Raw genomic sequence first — 14,313 nt, forward strand, 5'->3', positions numbered from 1 at the left:
CGTATTATCCCTACCTATGAATAAGTACTATCCGTTCTCTTTACTGTTTATGCTGCTTTGGTGCTGCACGAAGGCATGGGCCGGAGACCTTGATTCTTCCGGGCTGCATGGTCCGGGTAAAGAATTTCCGGTGAACAATATTATGATGACTGAACAGCGCAGTTTTCCTCAGATGGATCAGTTGCTGGCTGGCACTGCATTACCCGCCACTACAGAGTCACTGTTCACAACAGCGTATCTTAATAGCTTGTATACGGCAGACAGCAGCGTGAATGCCTATCAGCTGAAAGCGCAGGAGGAGTTTGAAAAGCTGAATAAATCAAATCATTATACCAGCGAACTGGGACCCGACGATCTGAATGAATTGCCCATAGGGCTGTCACAGCAGATCGGCAATACCAATGTGAAAATAGCTATCAGCAGCGTGATCTTCCATTCCGGTTATGCGGAGCTGACCGTGTATGCCAAACTGGAAATTCCCCAGAACCCGAAGAAGATCTTCTTTGGTATCAAAGGACTGAAACTTTCTTATACCGGCGGTATCATTGGCGATGCCAAACTGGTGCTGCTGGGAAATATTCCTATCAATATCAATGGCGGAAGTGCGGCCATTATCCTCAAGGGCGGCATGGATATGCAGACAGGGCAGGGGCTGGACCAGACTTATGTTACCATGGACTGTTCCGGTTTTAAAGAGCTGAGTATTTCTGCGGATATCATGTTCCCCCGTTCGCTGCTTACACCACTGGATAAAAACGATGAAAGAGTAAAAGACAGTTCTAAAGTGGTACAGGCGTCTTTCCAGACTACGGTAAGGGACTGGAATGACATTCTTGTGAGCGTATCATTACCTGCATTTGAGATCACTTCACTGAAAGACTTCGGCTTCCATGTGGGAAAGGCCGTGTATGATGGTAGTGATGTCAGGAACAGTATGGACATCGTTTATCCGAAAGGATATGCAGAACGGTACATGCCGGCTGGCCGGCCGGAATTGTGGAGAGGCGTTTATATACAGGACTTGGAAGTACTGCTTCCCCGGCAGTTCAGCAAGGGCAAAAATATCAAGGAGCGGGTGGCCTTCGGGGCAAGGAACCTTGTGATCGATAATAACGGTATTTCAGGCACTATCTTCGGCCAGAATATACTACCATCAGGTTCTGCCTCAGGATGGAAATTTTCGGTAGATAAATTCAATTTAGACCTGGAGGCTAACCATCTCACAGGAGCAGGTTTTGATGGTACCATCCAGCTACCAGTTTCTTCTACACCCTTTTTCTACTCTGCGCTCATTACTGCGGATAACGAATACCTGCTGAAAATGGGTACACTGAAGAAGCTGTCTTTTGATGTATGGGGTGCAAAAGCTGATCTGGATTCCAATTCATGGGTGCAGCTGAAACTGGCTGACGGGCATTTTGAACCGGAAGCCAATCTGAATGGTAAGATAGGGATCACGACCTCGGGTACCGCAGGAGATACTGACAGTACAAAGAAGAAGATCGTCAGCTTCCAGGGTATCAAGTTTACGAACCTGCACCTGCAAACAAAAGCACCATATCTCACAGCTACTTATTTCGGTTACAATGATGAAGCGAAGTTCAGCAACTTCCCGGTGACCATTACCGAGATAGGATTATCTGCAAATGAGAAAAATGCATCCCTGTTCTTCGGCGTGAAGGTGAACCTTATGTCGGGCAAGTTCGGTGGGGAAACGAGAGTATCTGTGGTTGGCGCCTTTGAAGAAAAAGGAGATTACCAGTCATGGAAATTCGAAAAGCTGCAGCTGGACATGATCTCCATACATGCAGAACTGGGCAGCGCTATGACCATAGACGGTACACTGGTGATCATGCGGGATGATCCTGTTTATGGTGATGCCATCGGCGGTACCCTCAAGATGAAAGTACTGAATGGGAAAGTAAAAATAGATGCAAAGGCATTGTTCGGCAGTAAGGACTTCCGTTACTGGTACGTAGAGGCGAAAGCCGATCTCGGACTGGGCATCATGGTCATACCGCCTATTGCTATCAATGGATTTGGCGGCGGCGCGTATTACCACATGAAGAAAGACGGGGTCAATATGCAGGCTTCCCTTACAGGTGTGAACTACGTTCCGGATGAAAATACCGGGTTAGGGCTTAAAGCTACTGTACTGTTCACTGTTGGCGCGAAGGTGGCGAATGGAGAGGTGACCTTTGAGGTGGCCTTCAATAATAGCGGAGGTATCAACTTTATGGGCTTCTACGGATATGCTACGATACTGAAAATAATACCTGGTGTAAGCAATGTAACGGAGCGGCTGGGCAAGAAATTCCAGCAGCTCGCAGAAAAAGAAGCCAAAGCGATCAAGAGCCTGGGAGGCGTCGGAGAAAAACTGGCTGCACTTAAAGTATCCAATCCTTCAGCCGCCGGACAGGCAATGGCGGGTGACGATTACCGGGTAGGAGAAACCGGCTTGTCTGCTTACGTAGGTATTCAATATGACTTTACATCTTCCACCTTCCACGCGAATTTCGATGTTTATGTCAACATAGCAGGCGGTATGCTAACAGGCGTATCCAGTGGTAACCGGGCCGGATGGGCTGTAATACACATTGCACCTGGGGAATGGTACTTCTATATGGGTACGCCGGAAAACAGGCTGGGACTGAAGTTTAGTCTGGGTAGTATCAAAATACAGTCGGGCGGATATTTGATGGCAGGAGATAATATTCCGGGATCTCCGCCTCCTCCACAGGAAGTGGCTGACATCCTGGGTGTGGAAATGAGTGAGCTGGATTATATGCGTGACCTCAACGCAACCGGCGGAGGTAAAGGCTTTGCGTTCGGCGCTAGTCTCACAGTGGAAACCGGCGATATCACCTTCCTTATTCTTTATGCAAACTTTAAATGTGGTGTTGGTTTCGATATCATGTTGAAAGACTATGGTGAGGCGCATTGTGTGGGTAGTACCGAACCTATTGGTATGGACGGCTGGTACGCAAATGGCCAGTCATATGTATACCTGCAGGGTGAGGTAGGGGTAAAAGTAAATCTCCGCTTTATCAAAGGACGCTTCCCTATCATCTCTGGCGCCGCAGCTGTACTGATGCAGGCGAAATTGCCCAATCCAACCTGGATGCGTGGTTATATGGCTGTGAAGTTCAGTGTACTCGGCGGATTGGTTAAAGGAAATATGCGTCTGAAAGTGACCATTGGTGAAGAGTGCCAGATCGTCAATGGCTCCGGCAGCCCTATCGACGTACAGATGATCTCTGACGTTACTCCGGCTGATAAAAGCGATGGCGTGGATGTATTCACTGCTCCGCAGGCAGCCTTTAATATGAGCGTAGGTAAAGTGTTTGAGGTGGAAGATGATTATGGTAAGCATTCTTACCGCTCCCGTTTATCAGCGTTCACCATTACTGATAACGGTGTGGCAATACCGGGTGTGTTAAAATGGAATGACAACGGGGATAATGTTTCTTTCTATTCAAAAGAGATCCTGCCTTCCAGCAGACCGTTGAAAGCATATGTAAAGATCACGTTCGAAGAAGTAAAGAATGGCACCTGGCAGACTTACTACGCAGATGGCAAGGAATGCATCGAGGAAAAAACAGTCACGTTTACAACAGGTACAGCGCCTGATTATATACCAGTCAGCAATCTGGCATACACCTATCCGGTGATGAACCAGAAGAACTTCTATAAGGATGAATATCCGCAGGGCTTCATTTCTCTTAGAAGAGGACAGTCGTACCTGTTTGATCCACGTTGGAAATATGAGGTAAGAATAGCCGCTGCAGGTGGCAATACATTGAAGGCTGATATGTCTTATGATTCGATTAACCAAGTGATCCGTTACAACCAGGCAGCGCTGGCGCTGGGTACAGCTTACCGGTTCGATATCATAGCCATTCCGCCAAATGCATCGGCTACAGATACTGTAGCTGTTTACAAGCTGCCGGAGAAGGAAGAAAGCGAAGACGGCAGTTATGAAGTGGCAAACAACAAAGCGCAGGTGGTTACAAGAGGAGACGTTACCAAGTCGCTGCTTAACTACAGTTTCCACTCCAGCGTACATAAAACATTCGCGGAGAAGATGGGTAAACTGAAGCTGAAAGACGGATTGTATGAACGTGTCACTTCTGATGTGATCAGGCTCCTGGCAGACGTTGGTAATTATGAAGGTTTCGAGGTTGCGGAAATGACCGGTAACGACGGTACTGGTTTTAGTCCGCTGATCACAGCTACTGCCACTATGGAAGACGCCTACTTTGGTGCCGATATCAACCCGCTATTATATCAGCATTATCAGGAAGATGGTGAGATCACAATTGCCAACAGGGATGTGAATGTGCTGGGCGTAGTGCCCGATAAAGCACTGCTCATCATGCCGAGTTATCTGGCAGAAGCAGCAGCGGGTGGTGTTACCTCCTGGTACAAAACGAGGATCCCTTACCTGTATGATCTGCCGTTCATTTATAAAGCTGACTTCATCGACATGCAGACAAGGGCAGTACAGCGGTATATAAATACCGGAGATGCCGGTTCCGCCAATGTGCTCCTCAATAGCTCCTTCCCTTTTATGCGGTACGGAAACTATAAAGTGAAATACCAATATGTATTGCCAGATGGTACGAAGACCAGCAATGCAATGTTTGACTATTATAATTCTTTGAAAATCCGGTAATGAAGAAACTGAAAATATTATTGTCGTTGCTATTGATGACCGGGGTATTATACCAGACACCCGCAAGTGCGCAACGTAAAGCAGCGAACAAATTGTATATGAAAGCTACTGTACGTAAGTCAGGTGTGCTGCTACGCTGGGCTGCGGATAATCCTGCTGCCTGGAAAACGACCAATCAATATGGATTTGAGCTGGTAAGATATACCGTTGCCAGAGATGGACAGGTATTGAAAGCGCCCGAAAGAAAAGTGTTGAACAATACACCGCTGAAACCTTTGCCGCTGGATGCCTGGGAAAGCATATCGCAGAAGGATCAGTACGCGGCTATTATTGCACAGGCGCTTTATGGAAAGACCTTCGAGGTGTCCGGTAATACAGGCAATAAGGGCGTGGCTTCTATCATCGCGCAGTCTGCTGAACAGGAACAGCGTTTTGCCTTCTCATTGTATGCCGCGGACAATAGCTTCGCCGCAGCTAAAATGGCTGGCTGGGGCTGGGAAGACAATACAACCCGGCCTACGGAAAGATACCTCTACCGTATTTATTCGCTGGCGCCTGTAAGCAAACTGAAAATAGATACCGGCAACGTGTATATCGGTATGAGTAATTATGAAGAATTACCCAAGCCAGGTGATGTGGGCGCCATATTCGGCGATAAAAGCGTGATGTTGAGTTGGGAATATAATGCTTACAAGTCTTACTATACTTCGTGGATCATTGAGAAGTCGCTGGACAATGGTGTGACCTATAAACGTGCTACGGACCTTCCGGTGGCCAATATCAATGAGAAGGACAATAAGCCTTCTCCGCGTATGTACTATATGGATTCCTTACCCGATAATGAGCAGATCTGTTATTACCGTGTAAGGGGTATCTCGCCCTTCGGCGAGCTGGGACCTGCTTCAGAACCAGCATCAGGTAAAGGTAAAAGTTTGCTGAGATATGTGCCGAACATCCGCAGTAATAATGTGGATGAAAAAGGTATCGTGACGATCAACTGGGAGTTTGAAGAAGCAGGTAATAAACTGATCAGGGGCTTCCGTCTTAATCAGGCGCCAACTGTGAGCGGGCCGTTTAAGGTAGTGGTGGATAATATCGCGCCCGACAAACGTTCCCTGGAATACGGTAATCTCAATGCTACGAATTATTTCACGCTGACAGCTGTAGCGAAAGACGGAGGTAATACCACTACTTCCTTTCCCGTACTGATACAACCGGTAGATTCCGTGCCGCCTGCAGCACCTGTAGGTCTTACAGCAGTAATAGACAGTAATGGGGTGGTGATACTGAAATGGGAAAAGAATAAAGAAAAAGACATGCTGGGATACGCCATCTTCCGCGGTAACAATCCGGGAGAAGAAATGTCTGCGATTACTGATTCAGTATACCGTAATAATGTATTCAGGGATAGTGTAGTGGTAAAGTCACTGAACAGGAAAGTGTATTACGCAGTGAAAGCGGTGGACCAACGTTATAACGAATCTCCTTTCTCGGAAGTACTGGAGGCGAAGAAACCGGATGTAGTGCCGCCTGCATCTCCGGTCTTCTCAGGGTATAGTGTGAAGAACGATACCGTGTATCTGTCATGGGCACGCAGCAGTGACGAAGATGTGGCGGAACATCTGCTGTACAGGAAAACCGGACTGGATAAAACAACCAAATGGGATCTTATCAGCCGTAGCACAGCCCCTGGTATATACGGTTATTCTGATGCCGCTGTTACCGGAGGTATCACCTACTCATATATTATTACGGCAAAAGACAGCAGTGGTCTTGAATCTGTTCCCGTTCAACCGGTAACGGTGACAGTACCGGTAAGTCCGGAATCTATCCGTGTGAAAAGATTCAATGCATTGGCCAACAGACAGGAACGGTATATAGAAGTATCCTGGAATGCCATAGCAGACAAGGCTGCGGAATACCAGTTGTATAAAGGAGAGAAGGATCAACCGTTAACACTCTGGAAAGTTGTGGATGCTTCCACAAGAAGTATTACAGACCGGGAGATCAGGATCAATACTATTTATAAATATGGTATCCGTGTGGTAAAGGACAATGGCGCGATGGGGCAGTACCAGGAATTAGAAGTTAAATATTAAAGATATAAACGCAATCGCTATGAAAAGATTTTTGCTCTTTTGGCTGTTTTTATTGATTGCAGAGTTTTGTTGGGCCCAAAATGATGTTGTTCCCTATGATATCTTCTGGAGCGTACGCCTGTATGGCCAGGATGGAAGGACAGGGTGTGATAGCTATGTTACTGTTATTGCTGAAATGGAAAATGGAACGGAAGAACTGGTAGCATACAATGCAACAAATGATGTGTATCCGGGAGCCGGAGGAAGTGGATTTGGACTGTACTATGGATCATATACATTCACAACTGCCAACAGGGTTAGACGTTTCCGTGTTACTTCTGTCAAAAAGAACCAGAATTGTAGTGTAGCGGGGCAGGGAAATTTTTACACCGCCAATATAGACTGGACGGTGGTATGTAACCGCCTGGTACATAAGAACACGAACAATGATGTCTTTCCGGGGTATCGTAACGACTCAGAGTTTTCAGTGGAGTTCCGGCCAACGACAAACATGTATACGTTGACGTTGAATACGAACCACAAACTGAATAGATATGCCTATGAATTCAACTCAACAGCCACTGTCAATTATACCGAAGGGTTAAGTGAGTATATGAGTCTTCAGTATAAGAGCTATACTGGCGCCTACATAGACGAACGGACCTCGCGTAGTATAATGGTTTATCCCGGCAGAGTGATAAAGGATATCGACATCACGTACAAATGGAAGAATGAGTCAAATCAGGGCTGGCAAACGGCAACGAAGAAGATCACCGTTAGTAATGGCGGGCAGGATTTCAATTTTGATGTGGCGCAGCCTTACGGAAGTCTGTCTGCCGGAGATGCGACTGTCAACGTTTCGCGCAGGCAGGTCTTTATGTACCTGAAATCCGGGCCCGAAGTAAATAATACTATTCTGCCGGTAGATTCAAAGATCTATATGGCGACGGTAAATCCGACTATACTGCCAGATGTGATGAGCTGGATGTATAGCTTTGATAACTGGGCGACTAAAACCTGGTTCCCGGATGGGATTCCCTTGTTGCTGATACGGAAGAATCCGATCTATTTTTCGGCCAGGGACCTTTTAGGGAATAATGTGCTTGATTATGTAGGCCGGACCATTTCCATCAAAGGGTACGATATGTGTGCGCATGACCGGTATTCCGCGCCGTATAATCTTACTATCAGGTTGTCTGCTCCGGACATACTTAATGCTAAAGGTATAGATGCTACCTGTCCCGGAAAGCAGGATGGAAGAGTCACGTTAAAGTTCAGCAGACGGCTGTATCCTAATGAAACACTGGAATTGCAGGTGGTCGATCCTAATGCCGGACCGGGAGGTACAGTTAAGACATACCCTGTTACGATAGGTGCAGATAGTACATTTACAACACCGGAAGACAGACCCTTGCCGGGAGGTACTTACAATATAACACTGATCGGCGGATATAAAGGAGATGCTATCTATTCAGGAGATGCTACGCATAAAGCGACCGTTACGATCGATGATCCAGATCCACTGGTGTTTTCAACACCAGTACCAGGAGCAGTAAAATGTTTTGACGGAAGTGATGGTTCAATCACATTGACGGCTACAGGTGGTACGCCGGGATATCGCTTATTGTATAAGAATGCCGGCGCACCCGATTTCAGTGTTGCAGATTTCACGGCTAATCCTAACGTCTTCAGTAATCTGCGGAATGGAGATTATGTGGTGTCCATCACCGATAAAAACAATTGTCCTGCGAAAAATGCAGCAGGTGCAACGGAAGTGGCGGTAACAGTAACACAGCCGGATGCTCCGTTGGAAAGAGATAATGTGACTGCTGTTGATCCATTGGCAAATGGCAGTACAGATGGCAGCATTACGGTACGTCTTAAAGGTGGGTCGCCTTTCCCGGATGGCTCATATAATGTTACCTGGACAAAAGGCGGGCAATCTTTTGCACCTGTAAATACAGTAGGAAATAATATTTATACGACCACCCTTAGTAACCTGGGGGATGGTGTCTATACACTAACAGTAAAGGATAAAAACTACGATGCTGCTGCACCCGCAGGAAATGGAGGTTGTATTTATACAACACAGGTGACACTGACAGAACCACCGGTACTGGAAGCGGGTATTGAAGTAGCTGACAGTATTTCCTGTTACGGAGAGAGTGATGGTAGTTTGCGTGCAGTACCTGCGGGAGGTGTGAAAATGGCACTGGCGCCTTATTATACTTTCCGTTGGTATAAGGAAGCAGGCGGTAGCTGGCAGGACCTGAATGTGACCAGTATGGAGGCTACAGGGCTGAATACAGGACGATACAGGGTACTGGTGACAGATGCCAATAACATTCAGAAATATTCAGATCCTAAAGATTTTATAGAACCCGGAGACCTGAAGATACAGTTTAATGAAACGCCTGTATCCTGTTTTGGTGGTAGCAATGGTACTTCTACAGCGATCGTAACAGGGGGTACTTCACCATTCAGTTACGCGTGGACCAGTGGTGCAATGGCAGTAACAGCTGCGAATCTTGCTATGGGCAGTTATACACTGGATGTTACAGACTATCATGGTTGTAAAGTGTCCGATCTGTCATTCATCGGACAGCCTGCGGAGGCATTACATATTGTTAATGCGCCGATTACCTTCCCACGCGGTTATGGGTATACAGATGGTAATATCAGTGTATTACTGAAAGGAGGTACGCCGAAAGCGGATGCATCCTACAATATTACCTGGAAAAGAGCGGATGGTACTGTGTTAAGCAACTACACGTCCACCGTACAGCCAGGCGGTTATGAAACAATCCTTAATAATATCGGTGCTGGCGATTATGTACTGACGGTGACTGATGCCAATTACTCAGGCGCCGGTTTGCCGTCCGATTTTCAGGCATGTTATATTGAACAGCCATTCCATGTAACCCAGCCGGACCCGATCATCACAACGGTATCAGAATCTCATTATGTATCCTGTAAAGGAGATACAGACGGTGCACTGAGCGTAGTGACGACTGGTGGTATGCCATATGCAGGACCACAATCTTATCTCTACGCATGGTACCGCCTGGAGAATGGAACAGCAACATTATTGTCACAAACAACCGCTATTGCATCCGGTCTTTCTGCAGGCAAGTATAAAGTGATCGTAACAGACATAAATACTGTAAGCAAAGAATCAGATACTTTCTCACTGACAGAACCGGAATTACTTGAAGTGAAACTGGCCGCACGTGCGGTAAGCTGTAATAGCGGAACAGATGGTTTTGTGAAATCGACCGTGACAGGAGGTACATTGCCTTACACCTGGTCGTGGACTAACGGTGCCAATACACAGGATATTATCAATGTAGCAGCAGCGAACTATGGACTTCTGCTCACAGACGGACATGCCTGTATCGTACAGAAAGATACGACCGTCATTGAACCTGCAATGCCGCTGGCAGTAGCAGATGTGATACAGATTGATCCTAAAGCATTCGGTTATGCTGATGGTACTATCCAGGTAACATTGACCGGTGGTACGCCTGATGCGGCAGGTCTTTATAATATTGAATGGACAGATGCCACAGGCAGGCAGCTAACTACGTTTACACAAACAAAGGTGGCAAACGGTGTAGTTACTTTATTACAGAATGCAGGAGATGGTAGTTACACGCTGAAAGTAAAAGATGCACAATATATTATTTCTGCGGATGGCAGTACTGCGGGGTGTTATGTTGCAGCTACCTATACATTACATGAACCACCGTTACTGGAAGCAGCATTAAGGGAGTATCGCTATATTTCCTGTATCAACCTCGCAGATGGTAAGGTGGCCGCTCATGCACAGGGAGGCATTCCTTTTACTACAGGTCTGCCTTATAAGTATCAGTGGTACAGTGTGCTGAATGGTGTGGAAACGCTGATCCCGCAAACAGATAGTATCATTACAGGTATGCCGGCAGGTAATTACCTGGTTCGGGTGACCGACTTCAATAACATCACCCGTACATCTCCGGTATTTACGTTACAGCAACCAGCCAAACTGGAAATAGGCTTTACTACGGAAGCCGTAACCTGTGCTTCAGGTATGGATGGTAGTATCGTAGCCAATGTAAGCGGTGGTACGCAACCTTATCATTATGAATGGACGAATGGTGCAACCACACCTACCATTAATGATCTGACGGAAGGTACCTACATGGTGTATGTAACAGATGCGCATGGTTGTGTAGCATTGAAACAGGCAGATGTTTATATCCCCGAAGGTATTAAGACAGCGCCGGTTGTGAAAGCGCCGACCTGTAATAACTATTGTGATGGCGCTATCACAGTAGGGGTAAGCGGAGGCATCGCACCTTACACTTATGCATGGAGCAATGGCAGCAAGGAAAAAGATCTGAAAGGACTTTGCGCCGGTACATATACGCTGACCATTACAGACGCCAATAATTGCAAACGCATACAGTCCTTTACAATAAATAATCCTGCACCGCTTGTTATTAATATTGGTGCTGATAAAACCCTTTGTAACGCGCAGACATGGACAGTAAATGCGGCTATCCCTGACGCGCAGGCGAAATACAAATGGGGTGGCGACAATGGTTTCAGTGCAGATAAACCTGCTGTTACGCTTAGTCAGACCGGTCGTTATTATGTTCAGGTAACAGATAGTAAGGGTTGTAAAGGAGCGGATACCATTGCGATCAAACAATATCAGGCTGATATTGCTGCGGATTTCGTTGCTCCGACACAGGCCTTCAGTAAACAGACGGTTTCGTTCGTAAACATAAGTAACCCAAGACCTGAACGCGTAGAATGGGTATTGCCAGAAGGCAACGGTGTTAGTGTGGTGAGTAAAACAGATATGCTGGTAGAGTTACAGTTTGCCGATACCGGTATCTATACCATTTCGCTCCGTGCATATATCGGTAATTGTGAAAAGGTGTTTACCAAGCGCTTCACGATCCTTAACGGGCAGGACTTCCCTATACCGGGAGGAGCACAGATGCCGTTCATTCTCGACTTCAATGTAATGCCTAATCCGACCGACGGACAGTTTTCTGTTCAGGTGAAGCTGGATAAACAATCGGAGATCAGGTTACGCATGATCAATATCATTTCCAATCAGCTGGTCAGCGATAGAAAAGAAAATGCCGCAACACAGTTCAATATCAATTACCAGTTGAATGTAACAGCGGGTACATACCTGTTGTTGCTGGAAACACCAATGGGCAATGCAGTCAGGAAAATTGTACTAAACAAGTAGCAGTCAGAAAATGAAACTAAGCATATATAACACGTTCCGTATAGTATTGCTGGCAGGTATGCTGCTGTGCGCCGGTCATTTCAGATCGGCAGCGCAGCAGTATGCAGTGAAAGTACAGGTGCAGTTATTGCAACCGGTATCGCCACAGCTTGCCAATCTGTATAGTGGTACACAGCCCAGGATGATCATCACCCTATTGAACATAGATCTGCAAAAGCCTTCCTTGTCTGTAAGGTTGCGGCTGACTATAAAAGGTGGGAATGCGATGTTGCGCAATAAGGATTATGGCTATTATCCCGGTATCCAGCTGGATGCAGGTGTTCCTCTAAGACTAACGCTGGATGATCTGGCTCCTTATTTTCAGATAAGCAATCTTGACGCTACGGGGATCTCTCCGTCTCAGTTGCTGGAGAATAGCCGTTTACCAGATGGGTACTATACGTTTTGCATAGAGGTGGTGGAGGTGAATAGTGGTCAGGTGATCAGCGCCAGCGCACTGGGTTGTTCGTCACCGGTATGGATCAGTACCAGTCAGCCGCCATTACTGAACCTTCCTCTCAAAGGGGGAGGGATTGCTTACAGAGAGCCGCTGAACCTTACCTTCAACTGGACCCCACGGCATATGAGCAGCGCAAATGCGGCATTCCAGACAGAGTATGAATTCACCTTATCCGAATTGTGGGACACCACTATTCCACCGGAAGCGGCATTTCTGAATACGGCGCCATTGTACCAGACGATCACACCTGCCACAACATTGTTATATGGGCCTGCGCAGCCACAGCTTATTCCTGGTAAACGATACGCCTGGCGTGTAAAGGCAAAAGCAAAGATGGGTATCGATGAGTATGATGTATTTCTAAACAATGGGTATAGTGAGATATACACATTCATATTACAGGAGGACTGTCAGCCGCCACAACAGGTACTGGCTACAGTTGAAAAGAATGTAGTTACCGTCAGCTGGTTGCCACAGCCGAAAATGTCTGAATACATAGTAGAATATCGCGAAAGCAAGGATGATGCGGAATGGTTCAATGTGAAAACATCCGAAGATCATGTTGCCATCTATGATGCAATACCAGGAAGAAGTTATGAATATCGTGTAGGAGGTTATTGCGTAGCTGAAACAAAAACAATGGGAGATCTGCATGGCTTTAAGATGCCGGCAAAAGATTCTTCTGTTAATAAGAATTGTGGTCTCCTGCCTGATATCAAGCTGGCTAATCAGACGGCTATAAAAGAACTGAAAAACGGCGATCAGATCATGGCGGGCGATTTCCCGGTACGTCTCATGACGGTATCAGGTGCAGGCACATTCCAGGGAACGGGTTATGTAATGATACCATTCCTGAGTGATGCGAAGATAAAGGTGAAGTTTAATAATATCACCGTCAATACCAATCGTCAATTGCTGACAGGTTTGATCCTGACCACTTTTGACAGCCTGGAAACACAGGTGGTGAAAGCGGGTGATGTGATACAGGCGGTAAAGGATCTGGGCAGCGTGGTAATAGACCTGGCGCATCTCTCTATTGACGCAGATTATATCCTGGTGAAAGAAATGGCAGACGAGATCAGGAAAATAGCCGAAGACGAATTGCCACAGGAATTAAAAGACAAGGCCATAAAAGCAGCAGATAAACTGGAGAATTCCAAAAAGGAATACGACGAAGCGAAGAAAGAATATGAGAATGCTACAACGCCTGAAGAAAAAGCTGCTGCAAAGGATAAGATGGATAAGGCGAAGGAGACATTTGAAGAAGCTAAAAAAGAAGTAGATGCAATAGAAAAGGAGAAAGCTAAAGTGGTAGACGTGGTAACAGACCTGATGGTAAAGGCGATAAGGAATCTGAAGAAGAAATATGATCAGGAAAAGAGAACAGCTACTGAAAGTACGCTTGCCCAAACCAGGAAAGAATTGAAAGAGCTGATTACGGCTACTAAAAAGGCCCTCCTCAATGGAGCAGAAGTGCCTGCGGATGGAGCCATCTCTCCAGATGCGGCTATTATATTCATAGACAGTACAAGTGTATCAGGAGCGGACGATTCTGACTTCTCCCGCCTGAGCGAAGCTTATAAGAAAGCCGAACAGGAGCAGAATAAACTGACAGCGATTGATATTTTCGACAGGGATATTACCAACAAGGAATACTACAACCTGCTGGTACAGATATTCCGGATAAATGGTGCGCACCTGGTAGATTTCATTAATGACGAGAAGAAGAACAATAAGACTGAAGCGCAGATCGTGGATGAGCTGTCAGAAAAAGTAGAAAATTTAATAATTGAATTATTAAGCAAATAACGGT

General features: G+C 46.3%; 4 protein-coding genes. All 4 read left to right on the forward strand.

Annotated features, from left to right (window positions below):
* Window positions 1-16 precede the first annotated feature (16 nt).
* Genes C7475_RS20475 through C7475_RS20490 form a run of 4 tightly spaced genes read left to right on the forward strand, consistent with a single transcriptional unit; the run spans window position 17 to window position 14,309 of the window.
* Window positions 17-4,675, forward strand: coding sequence for a hypothetical protein (locus tag C7475_RS20475; protein WP_110055250.1), 4,659 nt, complete (start codon window positions 17-19; stop codon window positions 4,673-4,675).
* Complete coding sequence (locus C7475_RS20480) at window positions 4,675-6,774, forward strand: fibronectin type III domain-containing protein (RefSeq protein WP_110055251.1); 2,100 nt, start codon at window positions 4,675-4,677, stop codon at window positions 6,772-6,774. Before C7475_RS20475 ends, C7475_RS20480 begins: the two co-directional genes overlap by 1 nt.
* Window positions 6,775-6,793: 19 nt before the next feature.
* On the forward strand, window positions 6,794-12,001 hold the full coding sequence (locus C7475_RS20485; protein ID WP_110055252.1) for a hypothetical protein: 5,208 nt from the start codon (window positions 6,794-6,796) through the stop codon (window positions 11,999-12,001).
* 10 nt (window positions 12,002-12,011) lie between these two features.
* The gene (locus C7475_RS20490; RefSeq protein WP_110055253.1) at window positions 12,012-14,309 is read left to right on the forward strand and encodes a fibronectin type III domain-containing protein; all 2,298 of its coding nucleotides are present in this window, start codon (window positions 12,012-12,014) and stop codon (window positions 14,307-14,309) included.
* Window positions 14,310-14,313 lie beyond the last annotated feature (4 nt).

Origin of the sequence: Chitinophaga sp. S165 (genome assembly GCF_003182155.1) — a bacterium.
Taxonomy (GTDB): domain Bacteria; phylum Bacteroidota; class Bacteroidia; order Chitinophagales; family Chitinophagaceae; genus Chitinophaga.